The organism is Burkholderia pulmonis (assembly GCF_984667975.1).
This window is the reverse complement of sequence record NZ_OZ480187.1, coordinates 3027796-3050400: the sequence shown is the minus strand read 5'-3', so window position 1 is coordinate 3050400 and position 22605 is coordinate 3027796. Positions and strand designations below refer to the sequence as shown.

Sequence of the window (22605 nt, the reverse complement as noted above, 5' to 3'; positions counted from 1 at the left end):
CGCGCGCGTTGAATCGAGTGCCTCAGGTGCGCCACGTCCTCCGTGGGCGCATCTTTTACCGCCGGCTTGCCGGCGGTGTTTCGTTTACGCGTACGCGGCCTCTTTCCGCTACGGGTCGGACACGATCACCCCGCAAATCCGCATCAAAGAATCAGTCAAGTTCAAAAGCATTAATCAAACAAGTCAGACGTGTACTAAAACGGCTTGGCGTGACTGATTTCCCTCGTGTCGTTTGGCATGATCGGGACACCTCCATCCCTTTCATTTCCATCGTGACGTCCGTTCGGGCCGGGCATTCGCCCGACTGCCGAGCCCGACGCGCCGTCGCGCCAGGCCATGCCGTACAGCACGCTTCAGTCCATTCGCCGCTATCAGAGCATTTCGATGTTCGGCGGCGCCATCGTCGTGACGATCCTGATCCTGATCGCCTGCGGGCTCGGGATCGCGTCGATCGTATACGGCCATCTGGACGGCGAGCGGCGCAATTTCCTGAATGGCGTCGAGGAAACCGTCGACGAGCTCCAGGTGAGCGAGACGTCGTTCCGCAACGGCGTCACGAACACGCAGCTGATCTGGCGTGAACTCGGTGCGGCGCCTGCCGATGTGGTGAACGATTTCTTCGATCACGGCCAGCAGATCGCGATCAAGCCCTATCCGTCGCTCGTGGTCGGCGTGCCGGGGCAAACGGCGCAGCGCGACGAGGTCGCGCGCTATATCGCGCTGTCGTTCCTGCTGTCGCGCATCTGCGCGGCGAGTTCGATCAATCGCGGGCGCACATTAGAGGGATACCACTACAGCACGCGTACGGGGCTGTTCGGCCTCGTGCCGCACCTGTCGCGCGACAATCCGGCGCTTGCCTCGACCGACGCGCGTGCGCGCGTGCTGGACGCATTGCGCATCGATTTCGCCGACGTGCCGCCGCTCGGTGCGGATGGCCTGCCGCACTTGCAGTGGCTGTCGCCCTACGTCAATCCGGTCACCGGCCAGACCCGCATCCGGGTTGCCGCCGAGGCGCGTGCCGACGGCCAGCCGTTCGCGGTGCTGGTGACGGAATATGCGCCCGAATACCTGCTGTCGTGGCTGCAGGATCGTCGCACGGCAGGTGTGTTCTTCATCACGACGGCGGACAACCGGCTCATCACGCTCGATCCCGGGGTCGAGCGCACGCAGGCGCTCGATGCGCGCCTGCTCGAGCTGGACGTTGCACATGGGGAAGGCGCGGCCGGCGAGACGATGTTCCGCGACGGCACGATCGTGTTCCGCAGCCTGCTCGGCGCGACCGGCTGGACGATCGCCTATGTGTTGCCCTGGGCCGACGTCGCCGCCGCGATCGGCGTGCAGGCCGGCGCAATCGTCGCGACGTCGCTGCTGGCGATCGCGGTGATGTGGCTGCTGCTCGTGCGGTTCTATCGGCGCGTGCTTGTGCCCGTTTACGGGCGCTCGGCGCGCGTGTTCGACAGCGAGGCGCTGTGCCGCAGCGTGATCGGGATGGCGCCCGTCGGCATCGGTCTCGTGTCGCTGTCCGATCGTCGCGTGATGCTGGCGAGCGATACGCTCACGCAGATGGTTCCGTCGCACGACGGCGGTGAGCATGCGCTGTCCGGGCAGGTGCTGGCGAAGTACGACGCGTTCGTCGCGAGCGGCGGCGCGGGCGGAACGATGCAGAGCGATCTCGTGCTCGACGACGGTGTTGCCCCGCCGGTGCATCTCGAAGTCACCGCGCGCAGCGCGCGTTACCAGGGCGAGGACGTGCTGATTGCCGCGATCGCCGACGTGAGCGCCAGGCACCGGCTCGTGCACACGCTCGAGGAAGCCGTGCGCGCGGCCGAATCGGCGAATGCGGCGAAGTCGTCGTTTCTCGCCGCGACAAGCCACGAAATCCGTACACCGTTGAACGTGATCCTCGGCAATCTCGAACTGCTTGGACGCACTGCGCTGGATTCATCCCAGCAGAGCCGCGTGCAGACCGTGCGCGCGTCGGCCGAGGGCTTGCTCGCGATCGTCAGCGACATCCTCGATTTCTCGAAGATCGAAGCCGGCGCGATGTCGGTCGAGTCGATCGAGTTCGACGTGATCGCGGTGATCGAGCGCGAGCTCGCCGCGTTCGCACCCGTTGCGAAAGCGAAAGGGCTGTCGCTGTTCGTCGATATCGATGCGAGCGGCGCGCAGCGGATGTGTGGCGATCCGACCCGGCTTGCACAGGTGCTGGCGAACTTGCTGGGCAACGCGATCAAGTTCACGGGCGACGGGTATGTCATGGCACGCGTGTCCGTGACCCGGAATGCAGATGGCACGGCGACGCTTGCGATTGCCATCGAGGATACCGGCATCGGGATCGACGTGGCGCAGCAGGCGAGACTGTTCAAGCCGTTCTCGCAGGTCGATGCGTCGATCACGCGGCGCTACGGCGGCACGGGGCTCGGCCTGGCGCTGTGCGACCGGCTCGTTGTCGCGATGGGCGGCACGATCGCGGTGGACAGCACGCCGGGTGTCGGCAGTTGCTTTGCGGTGCGTTTGCCGTTGGGGATCGGCATCGCTGCGGAAACTGCGTCCGATGCATTCGTCGGGCGCACGCTGGTCGTCGTGTCGCCGGACGATGCGTGGCGGGCGTACGCATTCCCGCATCTGCGTGCGTGGGGTTTCGACGTCGCGATGCATGCAAGTCCGATCGGTATCGCCGCCGGGTGCCTCGCGCGTGCGCATGCGATCGTGCTGTTCGGCGATTCCGACCGGTGGCGGCGCGACGAACTCGACAGTCTCGTCGGGCGGACGCCAATCGTGCTGGCCACGCCGGACGGTCCGTTGCAGCCCGATGTCGCGGGCTGCACGATCCGCGTATCGAGTTACGCGCTGAGCGGGCTGCGCGCGGCGATGACGCAGGCTGGTGCGGCGGGCCGCGTGTCCCACGGCCGGCACGGAGCGGGGCTTCGTACGGTCGACGTACCGGCGTCCACGCCGGGGCCGCGCGCGTTGCGCGTGCTGGTGGCTGACGATGCGGCCGTCAACGGGTCGATCTTCAGCGAGCAGCTCGACGCACTGGGGTGCGTGGTCGGCGGCGCGGCACGCGCGGGCGATGCGCTCGACATGCTTGCGCGTGGCAGATGGGACGTCCTGCTGCTGGGTGCGGATTTGCCCGACATGCGAGCGAGTGCACTGGCGGAAATCGTGCACGAGCGCACGCCGCAGTGTGACGTGATCGTCGTCGCATCGCATCTGGCGCCCGACGAAGCACGTCGTTACGTGGCGGCGAATGTCGAGTGCGTGTTGACCAAGCCGGTGATGCTGGCTGACCTGCGTCGCGCACTCGCCCGCATTGCACGACGGCGGGGACCCGATTCGACTGCCGCCGAGGTGCAACGTCGCAATGCGTCGAGGGGGACGGCCGGGCGATCCACCGGGGCGCAGCGTGCCGCAGGCGCGCGATGACCGCTATACGTAAAGAACAAAGAAGGCAGACGCGGCGCATCGCTCCGATGTGTCGCGATCACGACTGAAGAAGAAAGGAGAGGGCCGTGCGCTATATGGGGAAGGTGTTCGGGCTGTTGCTGGGATTTGCGATGCTGCCGGAGAAGTCCAAGCGGGACTTTTTGACGATGCTGAACGAGTTCATGATGATGTCGCCGTCGCAGAAGCGGCGCGCGCTCATCGAGTGGCAACGGACGGCGGACGAACACGACGGGACGATCGCCAAGCGGTAGGGCATCGAGGCCGGTGCGCCGGGCATTCAGTCCGGCCGTTTGCGTCCGCGACGGCGCGGATGGCGCGCGCCGTTCTACCCGACAATCCCGCGACGGCTCCGGCCGTCGCGAATACGTCAACGCGCACGGTATGTTGCGGTGTCGCATAGCCGGTATGACGCCGGTTCCGGCAGTTATCTTAGAATGTGACGAATACGATCCGGCTTGATCGGCACGGTCGCCTGTCCGTGTCGAGGGTAGCCCGATTGTCATTCAGTCCGGATATGAGATGCCACGCCGCGCGTATCGGGGAGAATTGAAGTCATGGATGAATTTTTTGTGCGTGTGATCGTGGCGGATGATCATCCGTCGTCCGCGCTCGGGATGTCGCAGGCGCTCTCGGGAAGCAGCACGATCAAGCTGCTGGGCACCGTGTCGAATTCGACCGACCTGGTGGCCATGCTCGACGAGCAGCAGAGCGACGTCCTCGTCGTCGATTACGTGATGCCGGGCGGCAAGTTCGGCGACGGCCTCTCGCTGATCTCGTTTCTGCAGCGCCGTTTCCCCGCGCTTCACCTCGTGACGATCACGATGCTCGACAACCCGAGCGTGTTGCGTGCAATCCAGAAGCAGGGCGTGAGCTGCATCCTGAGCAAGTCGGATGCGATTTCGCATCTGGTCGGCGCGGTGCATGCCGCGTTCGTCGGCGCGAACTACCTGTCGCCGTTCATCAAGCAGCTGCTCGAAAACAGCGATATCACGCCGAGCACGCGGCCGCTGACGAACCGCGAGATCGAAGTCGTGCGGCTCTATTGCGCGGGCTATACGGTTGGCGAGATCGCGACCCAGCTGCATCGCAGCAAGCAGACGATCAGTTCGCAAAAATCCAGCGCGATGAAGAAGCTGGGCATCCTGCGCGACGTGGACCTGATTCGCTACGCGAGCGAAGGGCACCTTCCCGTGGAATCGGGAGGCACCGAATAGCGGGCGGGCGCGGCGCCGCGCATCGATGCGCCGCCGATATGAGCCACGCGGACGATCCATGCCTTCCACACTGAAAACGCTCATCGCGCAGGCGGCCGACGCGGCGCGCCGGCCGTTCGACCCGGGCCGAGTCCGGCGCCAGCAGCAGTGGCTGCTGTACGGCGGCGGCACGGCGATCACGCTGTTCATTCTGGTGTGCGCGGCGCTGGTCGTGCGGCTCGACGTGCATGACTATCTGGCGCAGGCGCGATCGACGTTTCTTCAGCGTGAGGCGCAGTTCTACGCCAGCACGTATGCGACGGATGCGATGCTGGAGGCCTACGGCAAGCGGATCGAACGAGCCTGGAGCCGCGGCGAGGCGGTGACGCCGGACATGCTCCGGAAGTTCGACGAAGGGCGCGGCCGGCTGCTCCGGCGCAACGCCAACGGCGCGGAGCAAGTGCTCGCGCTGGCCGACGTGACGTCGGATCGTCCGGCCCGGTCATACGCGCGCTATCTCGCGGCGGCGATCGGCTGGCTCGATCCGGTCGGGCCGCCGCCGATGCGGGTCGCCGGCGACGAACCTTCTGGCGCCTACCTGATCGGCCTGGATGGACGCTTTCTCGCCGTGCTGGGGCAATCGCTCGTCGCTCGCGCGCTCCAGGCGGGCAGTGACCTGCCGTCGTTGCTTGCCGCGTTGATGCCGACGGGCGCACAGAAGCAGAAATCCGGATTGCAGAACGGCGTCTTCATGCTCGACCGCCGGTTCGATCCCATCGTCGGGCGTGAAGTCCTGCGGTTCGCGCGGCGCCTGGACGATTGGGACGGCCGGCCGTTCGGGTGGCTCGTCATCAATGGCCCGTTCGATGCCGCCGACATCATGGCGCCGCAGTCGAGCGACGAGGATACGGCGATCATCGATGCACGCGGGAACATCGTGATCGGAAGGCTGCGCTATCAGGTCGCGCTCGAGCAGTGGCCGAACGATGAGCGCGGGCTGTCCGGCGAGCACGTGGTCATGAGCCGGGTCGGAGCGCGCTTCGTCATCGGCACTCGGCTGCCCGGCTCCAGCCTCGCCATGGTGACGACCTTCTCGTGGCGCAGCATCGTGCAGGCCACGTGGCTCGGCGTGGGCGCCACGCTCGGTCTGGCGCTGATCGCCATCGTGTTGCTGTGGGTCGCCATCGTGACCTTCGACCGGCGCGCGCTGCGTCCCGCGAATCGTCGTGCGATCCGGCTGATCGAGAGCGAGGCGCTCAACCGGACGCTGATCCGCGCGGCGCCTGCCGGGCTCATGCTGCTGTCGGTCAAGGACGGCGAGACGATGGTGCGCAACGATACGATGCGCGCATACGACGAAGCAGTGGCCGGGCAGCCGATCGGCAAGCGGATCTGGCTGGCTTTCGGTGAACGCGCGCCAGGTGCACGTATGGTGACGCAGGAACTGGCGGTCGAGCTGGCCGGGCAAGGTACGACGTATCTCGCGGCGAACGTGCTGCGCACCCGCTACCGCGGTGTTGACGTTCTGTTGTGCACGCTGACCGACGTCACCGCACGCAAGGAAGCCGAGGACAAGCTGCGCGACGCCCGCGAAGCGGCCGACGACGCGAATCGCGCGAAATCGACGTTCCTCGCGACGATGAGCCACGAAATCCGCACGCCGCTGAACGCAATCATCGGCAATCTCGAGCTGATGGAGCGCGCGACGCTGCCGCCTTCGGAAGCGCGGCGCCTGAAGACCATCATGTCGTCGTCGGATGTGCTGCTGCGCATGATCAACGATGTACTCGACCTATCGAAGGCCGAGTCGAACCAGATGATGCTCGAGCAACTGCCGTTCGATGTGCGCGACGTGTTGCACGACGTCGTCGCGATCTTCCGGCCGCTCGCGGATGCGAAGCACCTGACGCTCGACTGCCGCGTCGCACCGGATCTGGCCGACGGGTATGTCGGCGACCCGACCCGGCTGCGCCAGATCGTATCGAACCTCGTCAGCAATGCGATCAAGTTCACCGAACAGGGCGGCATCGTGATCGACGCACGGCTGGCGGGGGACCGCGCGGGCACGCGACGCATCGAGATCGCGGTGCGCGATACGGGCGTGGGCATTCCCGCGGACGCGTTGCCGACGCTGTTCGATGTGTACATCCAGGCTGATCCGTCGATCTTTCGGCGCTTCGGCGGCACCGGGCTCGGATTGCCGCTGTGCCGCCGGATCGCGGAGGCGATGCGCGGTGAACTGACGGTCGCGAGCCGCCCAGGCGAGGGATCGACGTTCGTCGCCGTGTTGCCGTTGCCGGAAGCGCCTGCCGGGTGGCGAGCCAGTCATGCCGGGGATGATGCCGCATCGGCAACCGCGCCGGATGAAGAGGACATCCCGACGTTACGCGTGCTGGTCGCCGAGGACCACCCGGCCAGTCGCGCGCTGCTGCGTGACCAGTTCGCCGTGCTGGGCCACGATGCAACGATCGTGACGAACGGCAAGGAGGCAATGCGTGAGTATTTCGGACAGCCGTTCGACCTCGTGCTGACCGATCTCGGCATGCCGGAGCTCGATGGCTTTGCGCTTGCGAATTTCCTGCGGGAGCAAGGTGCGACCGTGCCGGTGATTGCGATGACGGCGCACGCGACGGACGACGATTATCGGCGTTGCACGCAGGCAGGGGCGGTGGAGGTTGTGCTGAAGCCGCTGTCGATCGATGCGCTCGATGCCGTGCTGCGGCGGCATGCGGTGCGCAAGCCCGAGGCCGTGGATCGCAGGCTCGGCGCGCGACCTTCGCCGGCGCTGACAGACGAGATTCGTCAACGATTGCGCGAGGCGACGCTGCAGTCGCTCGACGTCATGCGCGATGCATTGGCAGCGCGCGACGTGGATGCGATCCGGATTGAACTTCACTCAATGCGTGGCGGTTTCGCGCTGGCAGGGGATGCGACGGTGAGCGATGCGTGTGCGCGGGCCGAACAGCGCCTGGCCGTGGGCGGTATCGATGCATTGGCAGCCGATTGGCCGGAATGCCGAGCCGAAATTGACGCGGCGTTGGTGCGGCTGTCGGAAACGGCCTGACTCGCACATGCCGCGTAATTGCGGGGTGATGGAAGAGCGACGGGAATGTGTCGAGCGCTAACGCGAAGCGAGCGGGGCGATCACGCAGCCGACGGTATCGACGGCCGGATGATCGCCCCGCTTGAGGACATTACTTCGAACCGAGCACGGATTTCCCGGTTTGGCACACGCCGGTGACAAGCTGGAACGACGCGTTCTTGCGTACGCTTGTCTTGACCGGCAGGTCATAGCTGATGCGGCACAGCGAGCTGTTGTTGTCGCCCCACTTGACGGTGAGTTCGCCCTTGTCGTTCAAGCCGCGCGCGAAAATCCTGCTGGCTTGTCCGACAACGCCCAACTCCTTGCCGGTTTCGTCGGTGACTGCGGCACCGAACGGCAGCGGTGTGCCGTCCGACTTGCGTGCCTGAATCACGGCCGAGCGCCCGGTGCTGGTGCTGAACTTGAGGAACGGTACCGCGCCGTCGCGCGGTGCGATCTGCTGGCTGGTTTCCTTCAGCTCGACATCCATCGAGGTGCCGATCGGATCGATCTCGACCGTGTTCAGGTTGTACGGCGTGAGATACGGCACGATTGCATAGCCGCGGCCGTCGATCTTCACGCCCGACGCGTTGGTGACGCGCGCACCTTCGGCGCCCTTCGCCTCCACGATCCCGAACGTGTCGGACAGCGGCTGGGACAGCGTGACGCCGCCCGGGTGTGCGACCACCCCGCCGCGCAGCGAGAGCGAGCCCTGCTGGTAATCCGAACTGCCACCTGCGGCGACGCCCAGCTCCGCATAGCGACCGCGATACGTCATGTTCGCATTGCCGCCGGCGGTGGTGTTGCCCCGGCCGCTCGAATAGTCGGTGGAAACGCCATACGACAGGTTGTTGTCCGTACCGAGCGAACCGGACAGCATCGACTGCACCTGGGTGCGGCCTCGCGTGTCCTGCGACACGTTCGCAGTAAGCGATGCCGGGCGCGTCTTGCCTAGCGGGATCGTTACGCTGGCGTAGTACAGCGTGCTCATTTCGCCGCCGGAGTTGCGCTGACGTGACGCGGACAGGCTGTACGAGAGGTTGCGGAACGAGTTGCTGTAGCCGACCGAATAGCTGACGTCGGAGCCGGGGCGATTCCAGTAGTTGGCGGCGAGCGCGCTGATGTTCAGCCGGCCGGCTTTCTCGCCAAGGCGCTGGTTGAGCGTGAGCGTGGCGCGATTGCGCTGACGCCAGACCGTATCGACTGAATAGCCATTGCGAACCGCGTCGCGCGTGCTCATCGCGTCGTTGAGGTTGAAATAGCCGTTCGTCGAATAGCGGTAGGCGGCGATCGAGATGTCCGTGCCGGTCGGCTCGACCGACTTCGCATAGCTGACGCGCACGCTCGATCCGTTGAAGCGCTTCACGCCCGGGATCGATGTGCTGGCCTGCGTGACGTCGAGGCCAAATGCGCCGACGCGCGTATTGAATGCGCCCCCGATCATCGCGGCCGCATAGCCGGCAGCGACGGTGATGCCGCCGTATCCGGTCAGCAGGTTGGACAGGCCGCGCTGGTAGGTCACCTGTGCAAACAGCGGATTGCTGGAATCCTGCTGATTGCGCAGCGTGCCCGCGACGAAGCTGTAGCGCTGGATACCGGGGCGCAGCGACATCGGCACTGCCGCGTACGGCACCGCGAACGAATGCGTCGATCCGTCCGCCTCGGTAACGGTCACCTGCAGGTCCCCGCCGTACCCGGTCGGATAAAGATCGTTGATCTCGAACGGCCCAGGCGAAACGGTGGTTTCGTAGAGCGTTACGCCGTTCTGGCGAATCGTGACCTTCGCGTTGGTGTTGGCGAGGCCACGCACGACCGGCGCATAGCCGCGCAGCGAGTCGGGCAACATGCGATCGTCGGTCGCGAGACGTACGCCGCGGAACTGGGACGAATCGAACACGTCGCCCGTCGTCGTGGCGTCGCCGAGCGTGAGTTGGGCCTCCAGCGACGGGAGGTCACGCTTGACGTAGGTGTTGGCGGCCTGATACTGGCTGCCGCCACGCGGTGACCACGAATACGAACCGTTGTGCCGGAAATGCCAGTTGCCGAGGTTGAAGCCGCCGTTGATGCCGACAAAGGCTTGCGTATCGGCGGTGGCACCCTTGGCCTTCGACCGATAGACGTTCGCCTGGTAGCCGACCATCGCGACGGGGACCCCCGAATCCCACTGGTCGGGGCTCACATAGCCGCGTGCCGTGCGCACGAGCGACGCCTGCGGGATGCTGAGCGTCAGGCGCTGCTCGCTGAAGTCGAACGACGCACTGGCTTCCGGCACGATCTGGCCGATACGTCGGCACTCGCCTTTGACGGCGATCGCGGCGACCGTTTCCGCAGGTAACTTCGTGAAGTCGATGCCGATTCGGCGCAGTGTCGCTTCGTCGAAGCACGGCTGTGCTTCGGGCGTGCCGGACGCGGCCTTGAACGTGACGTCGTAGCGGCCGATCCAGTTCTGGCCGACGACGAGATCGACGCTGTAGGTGCCCGGTTGCGTGAAGTTGCCGCGCTCGAAGCGCGAGATGTCGATCGGCTGGTGGGTGCCGTTGTTCAGGAAGCCGGGATCGAACTGAACCTGTGCGAATTCGGTTTGCGCGATCTGGAATGATTCCGGCAGCGCCGGCGCTGAATCGGCAGTGTCCGCGCGAGCGTTGGTAGACCACGCGGCGAGGCTCGACAGTACCAGCGCATACATCGGGCTGAGCCGTGGCGGGTTGGGCGCATCCAGGCGAGGATGCCGAATCGGCGAGTTCATTAGCCCGGACTCCTTAATTCATTTATGAGATCGGCCGGGGAAAGCGGCGATGTCGTTTAAGTCGCCGCACGCCAGTCACGGGTCAGATCTGTGCGGTCTCAATGTGAGCGAGGTGAGTGCGGTGCCACGCCGACGGGGCGTGGCGAAACGGATGCCTCCCTCACAGGCAATCGCGATGCGCGAAATTCGGCGTCAAGGCTGCAGCGAAACGGGCTGCTCGTTGTTGGTCGATGCGCCCCAGTCGTTGATGCTGCCGAACCGGACCTTGGCATCGGGTGACGGCGGCGAGCCAAGCCCCTGGATCGGGAAATCCTGGCTGACGCCTGGCAGTACGTAGCCCGAACCGGCTTCGAACTTGTGGCCGCCGGATTGAAACTGGATGCTGCCGAGATTGACGACGTAAGGCGTCGGATTGGATGCCTTCAGCACATACTTGCCATTTGCGTCATGCGCGACTTTCCAGTTCAGTTTGGCCGGTGCCGCAGCCGAGCTGTCCGGCAATCCTTTCGGACGGAACATGAGCTTGATACGGGAGCGGAATGCGATCTGAAGCTGGTTGCGATCGGCGCCATCCGTTGCTTTCGGCGGAATCTCGAGCACGTTGAGCCAGAACAGCGATTCCTTGTCCGACGGGAGCGGATCGTGCGTATAGATCAGGCGGAGCGTCTGACCTTTGTTCGGTTCCATGCGGAACATCGCAGGCGTCATCACGAACGGCACCTCGACCGTATCCGGCGACGCATCCTGATCGCCGCGGTCGATCCACGTCTGCACCAGTGCGGGGATCTTGCCGTCGTTCGTCAGCTTGACCGTCACCTCGCGTTCGTCCCCGGGGAAGATCACACGGGTGCCGGAGATCACCACGCTGGCATAAGCGTGCGAGGCGAACAGGGCGGATATCAGGGCAATGGCGTTGAACGATCGGGGGATGACTTTCATGGCGGCTCGGAATAGTAAGGGCGTGGTGATGATTTCCGTCGATGGGTGTTACAGGGACAACGGAGGGAAGCGACGCGCAACGCGCGTCGCTGACGAGGCTGCCCTGACGGGCAGGCCTCGAACATGCGTCGTGTTACTGGTAGGTCAGCGAGTACTGGACCTTCGAGTTGGCCGAACCGCCGGTTGCCGCGCCCGTTGCCAGGTATTCGGCGAAGAAGTTCAGTTGCGCCGTGCCGTCCGTGTTGATCGACACGACTTGCGAGTTCTGGTCCGGCGTGTTGGCACCCACCTTGATCGGCTCCTGCTTGTCGTTCAGGATCTGCAGCACGACATTGGAGGCCTCCGGTGCTTCGGTCGTGCCCTTGTCGAGCGACAGCTTGCCGTCGGTCGTCACGTTGGTTGCGTTTTCGAACGCGACCTGGACCTTGGTCGGGTTGCCCTTGCTCGTTTCGTCGTCGACCTTGCAACCCGTCAGTGCGAAACCGAATGCCGTACGGCCTGCGACCGAGCCGGACGCGTTCAGCGAGCGTGCGCTGACCGTCGGCATCGTGACGGACTTGTCGGCCGTGAGCGAGGCGTCCGAGCCGTCGATCTTGCAGGTCGACGCGGTAACGTTGCCGGTGAACGTGATCGTGCCGTCAGCAGCGTGAGCGGCCGACGTCAGGCCGATGCCGGCAACTGCCAGAAGCGTGGAAATGACTTTAGTACTCGTCGCGAGTTTCATTGTTTGATCCCTTACGGATGGTTGATGTGATGAAACGCGACGCACCATGTAATGCGTGCATTGAGATGGAGCGATGCGAATCAGGATCAATTATCTGGACTTGTGGGACTTGTCTAAACAGGACGAGAACGATTGGTTTTTTGATAAGCATGGGACAAGTACGAAATTATTAAGAAATCCAGTTTTTACGAATCGCATTGAATCGTTTTGCTCGAAGATCTGCCCATGCAATGTCAGAGAGTGGTGACGAGTGGGCGGAATAAAGCGATCGAAGTGGAGGGCCGCGATCCATTCAGGCCGCATCCTCGCCGAATGTGGATGGGGTATGGCGGCGCATGACGAATGTCGCCATGCGTCACGTCGGACGATGCCGTTTGTCAGGCGTTGGTCGTGTTGAATGGGGAGCGGCGGCTGCGTTGCTTTAGGAGGCGAAGCTGAACGTCGGCTTGGGAGCGCAGGCGCTGCGTTGCGATCGCGTAACGTGGGCGGCCGGATTTGCCACGCGCAAGCGGATGCCTCCGCGAAGGAGGCCCGCCCGGACATCGAAGGTTATTGATAGCTCATCGTGAATGTAGCCTTGGCATTGGCCTCGCCTGCCTTGACCGTGCCCGGTACTTTCACATAATGCGCCTTCATCGGAATCGACACGTCGATATTGCCGAATGTGCCGATGAACCATTGATTGGGATTGCCGGTTGCTGCCGAATCGGGACCGAAATGGACGACCGAATCGTCCGCGCGCCGGATCTCGACGGCGACCCCCTGCGCCGCGTTGGCGCCAGTGGATGACAGCGACAGCAGGCCGCTTCGATTGGCAGGGTCGGTCGCGTCGGTCAGGGTGACGTGCATCTTGGTCGCGGTTCCCGTCGAGCCACCCGAACACTTGAGATCGATCGAGAACGGTTTGTATGGCGAAGAGTTCCCCTGATCAAGGGCGTATGTGGTGACGAAGCCGAGCGGAACGCCGATGGCGGATTTCTGTACGGTGCATGTCGGTACGGTCGGCCTGATCGGCAGTCCGCCCGTCATCATGATGCGTCGAACGACCTTGTTGTCGTGATCAGGGAAACTCGTCGTACCGACCAGGCCGGACAAACTGCCGGTGGCCGTGATCGGCCCTGTCTTGACCAACTGGATCGTGAAGTTTGCCCCGCCGCCCAAAGGTGGCCACTTGCCGTTGTAGATATCGCTTTGTGGCCACCATTGATCGGGGTTGAGCGCTCCCCTGATCCGATAGCCGATTCCCGAGATGGGGGTGGGGTAAGTCTTGTAGGTTTCGTTGTAAGTGCCGACACCGGCATAAATCCGTTTGCCGGCGTTGGCGTCGCAAGTCACCTGGGCCGCCTGGCCGCTTGCCGTGCCGGCGCTTTCAAACAGGACGGTTCCGTCGGGAACGTTGGGATCGAAAACGGCGGGTTTGAAGGCTGGAAAAACCAGTTCCTGGGCGTCGACGGGCGTTCCGTCATTGAGTTCGACCGTGCACTTCGCGAAAGCGGAAGCCGGGAGTGATGCGATCGCGGCAGCGGCGGCGCATAAGGTTAGACGTTTCATGGCGGACTCGTGATGAGAGGGCGGCTGCTCACGCGAACGCATTCGCCTGTCGCCAGTGCATTGTCGATTCGGAGCAGGGATAAGAGGAAGTCGTTAAGACTATTGGATTTATTGTGTGCTTTGTACGGGAAATGTACGAAAGCTCATCGAGATCTAATGGGACAAGTACTAAATTGAAACTCAGGAAGTGAGCGTAATGCGTCTCGGTATGCAAGGCATGGTGAAGATGTGATTTCGGCAATACATGTCGAGCGGCGTGTTGTCGGATGAAGGAGCGTATGAACGGATGATGCCCGAGTGGCGGCCAGCCGATGCCGCCGAACATCAGAATCCTGCGATGCGGCTGATGTGATTTAGCGTCGTCAGACACCTTGCAGGTGCAAACGTGATCGGGTATTCGTGAGATCGAATTCTCGGGGATTAAATATTCGTACCGGTACGACCCTTTGCTGCCGTAGTTGTAAGGGGCATCCTATTCAGTGCCGGAAGTCTCTCTCGGAAAATAGCGTCAGTGGAAATGATCTTCCACGTACTGAGTGTTGATTAATCTCGACAACTCGTTTCCGAAACTCGCTTTATAGAGACCATCCGATGAAACTCAACAAACTCGTTCTGGCGCTGGGCGTGACCACGGCACTGTTCGGCGTGGCAAATACGGCGCAAGCCGACGCGACGTCGAAGAAGGTCACCCTGACGGCACAAATCAACGACGGCATCTTCGTGTCGAAGCCGGACGGCTCGACCTGGTACGGCACGGAAGCGCTGGAGGCCAACGACTACACGCAGACGAAGTTCTCGAAGTCGCTGCCGGTTCGCGTGTGGACGAAGAACCCCGATTTCAACGTCTCGCTGGCGCAGCCGCTGAAGATGTCGAACGGCAAGTACGAAATGAAGAACGTGAAGGTCACGATGGGCAGCACCGCGGGCGACTCGGAAGTCCAGTTCGGCGCAGTCCAGAAGATCACGCAGACCACCACCGGCAACGGCGGCTACGACGAAATCCACGATCTGAAGATCAGCGTCGACGCGCCCACGCAAGTCGGCACGCTGAGCACGAACGGCAGCTACAGCGGCGATCTCGTCGCCGTGTTCGAGCCGCTGGCCGCGGCAGAAACGAAGTAAGGGGGCGCGGGAAGCCCTCGCTGCAGGGCTTCCTCCCTACACAGGGCTGGCAAGTTTCTTCATGCCCATCCCCTCTCTTCCCCCGTAGAGCAGATAAAGCGTGTTCGCCGATCAAATCCCTTTTCGCTTCAACAAGCTGTGGTTGGGTGCGTTTCTATTCGCTTCGTCGCATGCATTTGCAGAGGTGAAGATTTCGTACGGCGTCCCGGAGGGATTCAGTGCGGCCGAAATGGACGATACGGCCAATTTCGTTGCGACGTTCAACGGGCAGACCCTGCCAGGGTTTATCGGTTTCTCGCAAACGGATGGCGTGCTGACGTTCGATGCCGCGAAATTCGAAGCAAACGGTATTTCGGCGGACGATGTCGCGACGCTCAAGCGTGTCGTCGCACAACTCGATTACAAGCGCTGCAGCAAGGGCTGCGATCTGGAGATCGACGGCTACCACGTCACCGTCGACAAGCTGAAGCGGTCGATCGCCATCCGTGACGCTCGGGAGGACTACGTCGCGCCGCAGACGAATCTGGGTATCGTCAACAACCAGTCGTTCGACTTGCGCGCGTCGTCCGACGGCTACCGCGCGGCGAACATCAACGCCAACACCTGGGTCGGGCTGCCGTCGCAGAGTTTCGGCTATGTGAGCTGGTACGCAAACCAGACGACCGCGCGTGGTTACAGCGGCAACGACCGTGGCGTGTCGTCGTACTATCTTCAGAAGAATTTTGCCAGTACGTATGTGCGTGCGGGTAGGCAAAACAGCATTGACTATTCATCGGGATCGGTCAGCACGCTGCTATCGCCGAGCTTCGATCAGTTCGTGACGGTCGGCAGCCAGGCGCACCTGAAAGTCAATACCAACGCCGGTTCGTTGATCCTGTATGCGACGGCCGAAGGCAACTACGAGTTTTACCGCAACGACCGTCTGATCCTGAAGCGGCCGGCATCGATCGGCCGTAACGAAATCAGTTTTGCCGACCTGCCGGGCGGCTACTACTCGCTCGAAGTCCGCCTTGTGGATCGCAACGGCAACGTGGTCAGCCGCGAGCGCCGTGAAGTCAACAACCTGAACTTCGGCGCCTCCGGCAATGCGTGGCATTTCACGGCCGGCAAGGAGATGGGCAGCGGCGGGGTTTTGCTCGAAGCTGCGGTCAGCCGCAACCTGAAGCAGTTCTACATGAACGCATCGGCGCTGGCCGGTCAGGGCGGCAAGTGGGCGGCGGAAATCAACGTCACGCGCCCGACGCAGGTTGCGGGCCTTGATATCGCACCGACGCTCGGTGTGCTGGGCGGTGAGCGTGGCGTGGGTGGTTACATCAACATCTCGATGGCCAGCGAGGCGCTCGGCAGCTTGACGGTGAGCCGTTACCAGAGCACGGACGTGTCGCGTTTCTACAGCGGGCAGCCGAGCACGAGCGTGTCGTATAGCCGTAACGTCCGCAAGGTGATTCTCGGCTACAACTACCAGAAGGCCGGCTTCGGCGGGGCATCGCATCAGGCGGAAGTCCGCTGGAACTACCGGCCGAACGGCCTGTGGGCGACGTTCGCGCTCGGTGTGCAGAAAGGCGGCTACCAGAGCGGTGGCGGTGGATACGGCGTGTATTTCAACACGACGATGACGCTGGACAAGGTCCAGGGAAGCTTCAGTGCCGCCCATTCGGGCGGCCAGACAACGCTGAGCGGGGATGTCCGCAAGGATTTCACGGACGGCTTCGGCATGTCGACGGTCGGTGTCTCGGGCAACCGTGCGGGCAACAACTACGGAGTCAATCTTTACGGCACGCGTTCCGGTACGCGCGGCGATGCATCGCTGAACCTCGGCGCCGGCAATGGCGGCAGCAACGTCGACTTCAACTATCGCGGCATGGTCGCGGCAAGCAAGGACGGTGTGGCTTTCGGGCGCTACAGCTCGAGCGGCAGCGCGTTATTGCTGAGGACACCGAATCTGGACGGCATGAAGTACGGATTCAACGTCGAAGGTAGCCCGGTAGCGGGCGGCGGTACCTACGCTGTGCCGCTCAACGCATACAACGATGTGCCGTTCGCTCGCGTGTTCGGCAACAACGAGAATCTGGACATGAACATCGAAGTGCCGGCGAATGTCGTACGGGCGCATCCGGGGCAGGTGTATTCGGCGAAGGCGCGCGTCGACATCAGCATGATTTACAGCGGCTTCCTGGAAGACGAGGGCGGGAAGCCGGTCACCGGAACGATCGTCGAGACGGGAGATACGGCTCACAAGAACGGGTTGTTCTCCATGGTCAGCAAGAAGTTTCTCGCCACCATTACCGTCGAACGCGAAGGGAGTCAAGTGACGTGTGATCTGAGGAATGCCAAGGAAAGTCGCTTCATTTGCAAGTAGTGGTTGCTAACTATCCAAGAGAAAGATCAATGAAAAAGCACAACTCACTTTCACTGCTCATTGTGATGGTGGCAATTGTTCAGTTTGGTATGTGTGAGGTGGTATTTGCAAAAGCAAACGTGACAGAAGCCTCGATTATCGATGGGTACAGTAGTTGTTCGTGGGTGAAGCGGGTGGGGAACGAAGGGGCCTATGCGAATGTGACGATTAAATTTAAATCAACGGTGGCGCCGTTTGATGAAAAGTACGGATTGTTTCTATCGCGAGCTATTGTGGTGTATACCTATGACAAAAACGGGTCAATGGTTCCTATGCCGTTGAATAGCGGAGGGGCGTATTTGGATGACAAGAGGCACGGCGCGGAGTCCTCGACAGATGAATATGCAGTGTTTTCTTCTTTGTACCAGAGACCCTGGTCCGATCCGTATGCATTTTCGACTAATGTGAAGGTTGCTTTGACGGCTCATGCTGTCAAGCAGTGGCAGGCAGTTTCGATCCGTGCGGGGAATTTGTATCTGAATGGGATGTATTTGGAGAATTCGAAAAGCGCCTATATAGGCGCTTATCAAGAAGATGGTACGTGCGCAATGATTGATCCGACGTTGCCCCCGCCGCCTGCTATTTCCATCAATATGACTGCCCCTGATTGGGATTTGGGCGAGTTGCCGGTGGGTGAGAGTGAAAAAATATTCACGGCAAGAAAGGATCAGCTGTGTTTGACTTACACCGCATCGATGGTTGAGAGCAAGAAATTTATCATCTATGCAACTAATTCAAATGGCATTGCCAATAATAAATTTCAGCTGAAGAATGCTGATGATTCAGCGCAGATTGTCCCGTATTCCGTGAAAATGGTTGGTGGTGTGGGTTCTTTCAATTTGCCGAATTCAAATTTTAGTGCGGTCGAGCTGGATAGCTCCGGGGCAACGTGTTTTGTGCCTGTATTTAACGCATCGGTGAAGTCGTCGATGAAGGAGGGGGATTATAGCGATGTATTGACATTCACTGTCATTACGAAGTCATAGGGGGTGGCGTGTCCAATTCGGCAAAGTACGTGCTTGTGATTTTGTTCGGCATGTTTCATCTGACAGCGTTCTCCGAAACGGTTGACGTGACGCTGACTGGAAAAATTTCCAGCAAAGTCACCGCACGCGTGAAGCGACCGAACAACTTGTTCGTTACCGATGACAAAGGCACCTGGTTTGACGGGGGCCTGAAGATGGAGCAACTAGGTGGATGGGACACACCCTACGAAGTGCAGGCACGTTTGAAGGTGGTGTCGACGACCGGCGTGTTTCAGGTTCGGCTGGATTCGCCGTTGGCGATCACGCATCAGTCGAATCCGGCGATGGTATTCCGAACCCCTGTTGTCAAGCTTGGGGCGGAGAGCGGGACGCTCATCCCACTCGTGGTCGGAAGCAATATCGAGTTTCGGAATCCTGCGGCGCCGGCGCCCGATGTCGATTCGGTGGGCTACTACAGTCTTGCGGTGTCGGCGTATCCCCCAGTGGGTGACTTCAAGAGTACTACCGGCACATATAGCGGTGTCCTGTCCATGACGTTCGAACCTTTGATCAAGGCACCTTGATGCGAGATGAATACATGAGCATGGCGAGGCTTTGTTCGGTATCGGCTGTCGTCGGTGTGGCGGTTGGTTTGAGCGTGCCGGTGTCGTCGTTCGCGGCAATCGATCTGATTCCGAAAGAGATCACGATCGAGCAGGGTATCGCGAAGGTCAGAGTGATCAATAACGGCGAACGGGCGGAGTACGTCAGCATTTCGTTGTCGCGTTTGCGTAATCCGGGCGTACCGGTGGACGAGGAGCAACTCGATCCCGTGACCGAAGTCAGCCAGCCATCTCTCTATGCTTCGCCGTTTCGCATGAGCCTGGGCCCGGGACAGACGAAGGTTGTCACGCTCAAAGCCGTGAAACCGGTCGAGACCGAGGTGGTGTACCGGCTCGATGTGAAGCCGATCGTCAAGGTATTGGGTACGGATTCGAAAACGACGTCGGGAAGCGTTGTCGTCAACTTGGCCTTTAGTGGTCTGGTTCGACAGCTACCTGCCAAGCAACACGAGAAGCTCGCAGTAGCGTGTGAAGCCGACGGGGCTTTGCTGAAGGCGACGGGAACCGTTCGATACCGTGTCGCTGGAGCAAAGGCCGACCACGTGGCATTGGATGGTTTCAACGTCTATCCGGGCGTGCCTATTTCCGTTCCGGGGCGCGTGGTCGAGATCCCGGGGCATCAAATCTGCGAGGGACGTTAGTTTGACGAATGACCGAGCACGTTGCGAGTCTCGGAATTTCGTGCGCGTCCCGGGCCGTGCTCGCTGAGTCTTCAATTTCACGTATCCGGCAGGCCGATACCGGCCGGCTTCACGGAGCGCTACCGCATCGGCGCGAAGTGCCTGCTGCCGTCAACCGAACCGAGGTCGAGGCGGACGGTAGCGGTACTGCCGACCATGCCGACGGTAGAGCTTGCTTCGATGACGCGGGCAATCAGTCCGACCTGATTGCCGTTGGGCGATACGCAGCGATACGCCTGCAGTGCGAGCCGCAGGCTGGGCGTGATCCAGGCGTTGTTCAACAGGTCGCCGCCATGGGGCTTCGTCTGCGCTCGGTTGTCTGCAAGAAGAGGCCGAGGTTCGCGATGGTCGCGAACGAATACAACCGTACGACATGCGATCCGAAGGACGCAACGGAAAACGCATTTCGCTGCAAATGACGATCGCGAAAATCTAACAGAGGATATGCAATGAAACGAGTGACGCCGCTTTTACTGTTGTTCGGCATGCTGATGGCTTCGGCCGAATTCGCTCACGCGGAAGGCGAGTTGATGGTGATGCCGGCATCCACGAAGGTCTTCAATGCGCACGAGCAGACCGTGACGGTCAGGAACATGGGCGACGCGCCGCTATATCTGAACATCAACGTGCAGAAGGTCATGAACCCCGGCGTCACGCCGGAAAAGAAGGTGGATCTGGGTGACGTTGCACGGCCGGGCATGCTGGCGAGTCCCGACAAGCTGACGCTCGGCCCGAGCCAGACGCGTTCGATCACGCTGAAGTCGCTGGCCGAACCGGAGCAGGAAGAACTGTATCGGTTGTACGTCCTGCCCGTCAGGTCGCTGAAGATCGACAATGCGCCGGACGACAAGATCACTGCGCCGATGTCGGTGGCGATCGGCTACGGCGTACTGGTCCGGCACATGCCGGCGCCAGGCAAGCAGAAATCGGCGTGGACGCATCGTTGCGACGCCAACGGCATGACGCTCGAAAATACCGGCAATGTGCGTCAGGTGTTTGCGAATGTCGTCTATGACAAGGTGAAGACGCCGCAAACGATCGCCGTGTTTCCCGGCACGCCGCAGCATTTTGCGACGAAGCATATGTCGATGCAGGTCGACGACAATCCCGCGACGCTGACATGTCCGTGATGGCGGCCGGGTTACGTGTCGCACTGCCCATGCTCGTCGCGTTGGCGTGTTCGTCCTGCATGGCCGAGGGCGTCCTGAAGCTGTCTCGCGTCGAATTGACGCTGGAACCTGGTAAGCCGGCCGGCGAACTGAATGTAGAGAATGTGGGCGATACGCCGCTCTACCTGAATATCGATCAGCATCTGGTGACGAACCCTGGGGAGTATCCGGAGCGTCTCGTTCCGGTCACCGAGGTCGAACGGCCCGGCTTGCTGGTTCAGCCGAATCGGCTCGCGCTGGCGCCCGGTCAGACATACCAGATGAACATGAAGGCGTTTGGTGAGCCGCAACAGACGCAGGTGTGGCGAGTCACGTTTCGCCCGACGCAGCGCGTGGCGGTGACCAATGGCGCGCAAGACGGTTTGGCAGCACCGATATTGATCAGCATCGGGTATGGCGTCGTGATTTATCAACGCAGCGGTTCGGATCGGTAGCGATGTGAGTCGTCAATCGATATCCGTCGCTTGGGGGAGCGGTTGCTGTTCGTGGCGATCACGTGGCCGCGCAAATAGAACTTCATCAATCGCTGGAACGCGCAGTTGGGCGTCGAAGTGCAGACCGACGTGTTCCGGAACGGAGAGCGCGTCGTGCATGTCGCGGGCGTACCGAACGCGTTCCCGACCGACGATCAGGCCTATTTCAAGCTCGGCCTCTACAAGTGGTGGTGGAAGACTCGTCCGTCCGATGTAACCGAACGGACGAGGTACTACGGCGACATCGAGATGACGGTATTGCGATAGTCGGGCATATGCGCGGAGCCGAAGTGGGCGCATGCTGCGCATGCGCCCTGCCTGCCTCAACCTTCCGCGAAAATCCTGCTATACGCGCTCAACGCAGGCACCCCGCCGAGATGCGCGTACAGCACCTTCGACCCCGGTTCGAATTCCCCGAGCCGCACCTTGTCGATCATCCCGTGCATCGATTTCCCTTCATAGACGGGATCGGTCAGCATGCCTTCCAGCCGCGCGCACAGACGAATCGCTTCCAGCGTGCCGTCGCTCGGCAACCCATACTCGGGCCCGCCGTACCGCGTATCGAGCACGACATCCTGCGGGACGATATCGCGACCAAGGCTGACCAGCTCGGCCGTATGGCGCGCAATCCGCGTGATCTGTTCGCGCGTCTGTTCGGGCTTCGCCGACGCATCGATGCCGATCACGCGATCCGCGCGCCCGTCGGCCGCGAAGCCGACGATCATCCCTGCCTGCGTGCTGCCCGTCACCGAGCAGACGACGACGTAATCGAACTTGAACCCGAGTTCCGCTTCCTGCGCACGCACCTCTTCCGCGAAGCCGACGAACCCGAGCCCGCCAAGCGGATGCTCGGAACAGCCGGCCGGAATCGGATACGGCTTGCCACCCGCCTGTCGCACGCTCTCCATCGCTTCTTCCCAGCTGCGGCGGATGCCGATGTCGAAGCCGTCGGATACCAGCCGCACGTCGGCACCCATCATCCGCGACAGCTGGATGTTGCCGACGCGGTCGTACACCGGATCCTCATAGTTGACCCAGTGCTCCTGCACGAGCACGCACTTCATCCCGAGATGCGCGGCGACGGCTGCAACCTGGCGCGTCTGGTTCGACTGCACGCCGCCGATCGACACGAGCGTGTCCGCGCCTTGCGCGAGCGCATCGGGGATGAGGTATTCGAGCTTGCGCGTCTTGTTGCCGCCGAACGCGAGGCCGCTGTTGCAGTCCTCGCGTTTCGCGTACAGCTCGACCTTGCCGCCGAGATGCGCGCTCAGGCGCTTGAGCGGCTGGATGGGCGTCGGGCCGAACGTCAGCGGATAACGGGGGAAGCGTTGCAGGTTCATCGGCGGGCTCCGGAAAGCAGTGGACTGGGCGGGAAATCGGATCGATCGGGTCAGGCCGGCAGGCCGTGTTCCGATGAGAAAAATGATAGGCAGAAGCGCGAGAAATGAGCTTGCGAAATAAATGGATGTGACCTACGTTATCGACGAGACGAT

The 22605-nt window shown here is 61.9% G+C and carries 18 protein-coding genes; 12 read left to right on the top strand and 6 right to left on the bottom strand.

What is annotated here, in order from left to right; translation table 11 throughout:
- The first annotated feature begins 336 nt into the window (after positions 1-336).
- The 4 genes from AC5LXK_RS30455 to AC5LXK_RS30440 all read left to right on the top strand — a co-directional run bounded on the left by AC5LXK_RS30455 (position 337) and on the right by AC5LXK_RS30440 (position 7704).
- Positions 337-3426, top strand: coding sequence for an ATP-binding protein (locus AC5LXK_RS30455; protein ID WP_493392352.1), 3090 nt, complete (start codon positions 337-339; stop codon positions 3424-3426).
- Between the two features lie 86 nt (positions 3427-3512).
- Complete coding sequence (locus tag AC5LXK_RS30450; protein ID WP_493394101.1) at positions 3513-3698, top strand: hypothetical protein; 186 nt, start codon at positions 3513-3515, stop codon at positions 3696-3698.
- Between the two features lie 303 nt (positions 3699-4001).
- On the top strand, positions 4002-4661 hold the full coding sequence (locus AC5LXK_RS30445) for a response regulator (RefSeq protein WP_493392351.1): 660 nt from the start codon (positions 4002-4004) through the stop codon (positions 4659-4661).
- A 58-nt stretch (positions 4662-4719) separates the two neighbouring features.
- Entirely contained in the window at positions 4720-7704 is a 2985-nt protein-coding gene (locus AC5LXK_RS30440; RefSeq protein ID WP_493392350.1) for an ATP-binding protein, read from the top strand.
- A 130-nt stretch (positions 7705-7834) separates the two neighbouring features.
- Here AC5LXK_RS30440 and AC5LXK_RS30435 read toward each other — a convergent pair whose 3' ends face one another.
- From AC5LXK_RS30435 to AC5LXK_RS30420, 4 genes are all read right to left on the bottom strand, one after another.
- The gene (locus AC5LXK_RS30435) at positions 7835-10468 is read right to left on the bottom strand and encodes a fimbria/pilus outer membrane usher protein (RefSeq protein WP_493392349.1); all 2634 of its coding nucleotides are present in this window, start codon (positions 10466-10468) and stop codon (positions 7835-7837) included.
- Positions 10469-10660: 192 nt separating this feature from the next.
- On the bottom strand, positions 10661-11407 hold the full coding sequence (locus tag AC5LXK_RS30430; RefSeq protein ID WP_493392348.1) for a fimbrial biogenesis chaperone: 747 nt from the start codon (positions 11405-11407) through the stop codon (positions 10661-10663).
- A gap of 133 nt (positions 11408-11540) precedes the next feature.
- Positions 11541-12131: a fimbrial protein gene (locus AC5LXK_RS30425; protein ID WP_493392347.1), complete on the bottom strand. Its 591-nt coding sequence runs from the start codon at positions 12129-12131 to the stop codon at positions 11541-11543.
- Positions 12132-12680: 549 nt separating this feature from the next.
- The gene (locus tag AC5LXK_RS30420) at positions 12681-13682 is read right to left on the bottom strand and encodes a fimbrial protein (RefSeq protein ID WP_493392346.1); all 1002 of its coding nucleotides are present in this window, start codon (positions 13680-13682) and stop codon (positions 12681-12683) included.
- 591 nt (positions 13683-14273) lie between these two features.
- On the opposite strand from AC5LXK_RS30420, the gene AC5LXK_RS30415 reads away from it, so the two are divergent.
- From AC5LXK_RS30415 to AC5LXK_RS30395, 5 genes are all read left to right on the top strand, one after another.
- Entirely contained in the window at positions 14274-14804 is a 531-nt protein-coding gene (locus AC5LXK_RS30415) for a CS1 type fimbrial major subunit (RefSeq protein WP_493392345.1), read from the top strand.
- Positions 14805-15033: 229 nt separating this feature from the next.
- Complete coding sequence (locus tag AC5LXK_RS30410) at positions 15034-17163, top strand: TcfC E-set like domain-containing protein (protein WP_493394085.1); 2130 nt, start codon at positions 15034-15036, stop codon at positions 17161-17163.
- A 29-nt stretch (positions 17164-17192) separates the two neighbouring features.
- Positions 17193-18188: a hypothetical protein gene (locus AC5LXK_RS30405; RefSeq protein WP_493392344.1), complete on the top strand. Its 996-nt coding sequence runs from the start codon at positions 17193-17195 to the stop codon at positions 18186-18188.
- An 8-nt stretch (positions 18189-18196) separates the two neighbouring features.
- Entirely contained in the window at positions 18197-18751 is a 555-nt protein-coding gene (locus AC5LXK_RS30400; RefSeq protein ID WP_493392343.1) for a CS1 type fimbrial major subunit, read from the top strand.
- Between the two features lie 14 nt (positions 18752-18765).
- Positions 18766-19431 carry a hypothetical protein gene (locus AC5LXK_RS30395; RefSeq protein WP_493392342.1) on the top strand — a complete coding sequence of 222 codons (666 nt, stop codon included), beginning with the start codon at positions 18766-18768 and terminating at the stop codon, positions 19429-19431.
- A gap of 119 nt (positions 19432-19550) precedes the next feature.
- On the opposite strand, the gene AC5LXK_RS30390 is transcribed toward AC5LXK_RS30395, so the two are convergent.
- Positions 19551-19751 (bottom strand): hypothetical protein, encoded by a 201-nt coding sequence (locus AC5LXK_RS30390; RefSeq protein WP_493392341.1) that lies wholly within the window; start codon positions 19749-19751, stop codon positions 19551-19553.
- 312 nt (positions 19752-20063) lie between these two features.
- On the opposite strand from AC5LXK_RS30390, the gene AC5LXK_RS30385 reads away from it, so the two are divergent.
- The 3 genes from AC5LXK_RS30385 to AC5LXK_RS30375 all read left to right on the top strand — a co-directional run bounded on the left by AC5LXK_RS30385 (position 20064) and on the right by AC5LXK_RS30375 (position 21379).
- Positions 20064-20600: a pilus assembly protein gene (locus AC5LXK_RS30385; protein ID WP_493392340.1), complete on the top strand. Its 537-nt coding sequence runs from the start codon at positions 20064-20066 to the stop codon at positions 20598-20600.
- Entirely contained in the window at positions 20591-21073 is a 483-nt protein-coding gene (locus AC5LXK_RS30380; RefSeq protein WP_493392339.1) for a hypothetical protein, read from the top strand. Before AC5LXK_RS30385 ends, AC5LXK_RS30380 begins: the two co-directional genes overlap by 10 nt.
- A 105-nt stretch (positions 21074-21178) precedes the next feature.
- Positions 21179-21379, top strand: a complete 201-nt coding sequence (locus AC5LXK_RS30375) for a hypothetical protein (protein ID WP_493392338.1) — start codon at positions 21179-21181, stop codon at positions 21377-21379.
- 56 nt (positions 21380-21435) lie between these two features.
- Here the strand turns inward: AC5LXK_RS30375 and AC5LXK_RS30370 are convergent, their stop codons facing one another.
- Positions 21436-22452 (bottom strand): 1-aminocyclopropane-1-carboxylate deaminase, encoded by a 1017-nt coding sequence (locus AC5LXK_RS30370; RefSeq protein WP_493392337.1) that lies wholly within the window; start codon positions 22450-22452, stop codon positions 21436-21438.
- Positions 22453-22605 lie beyond the last annotated feature (153 nt).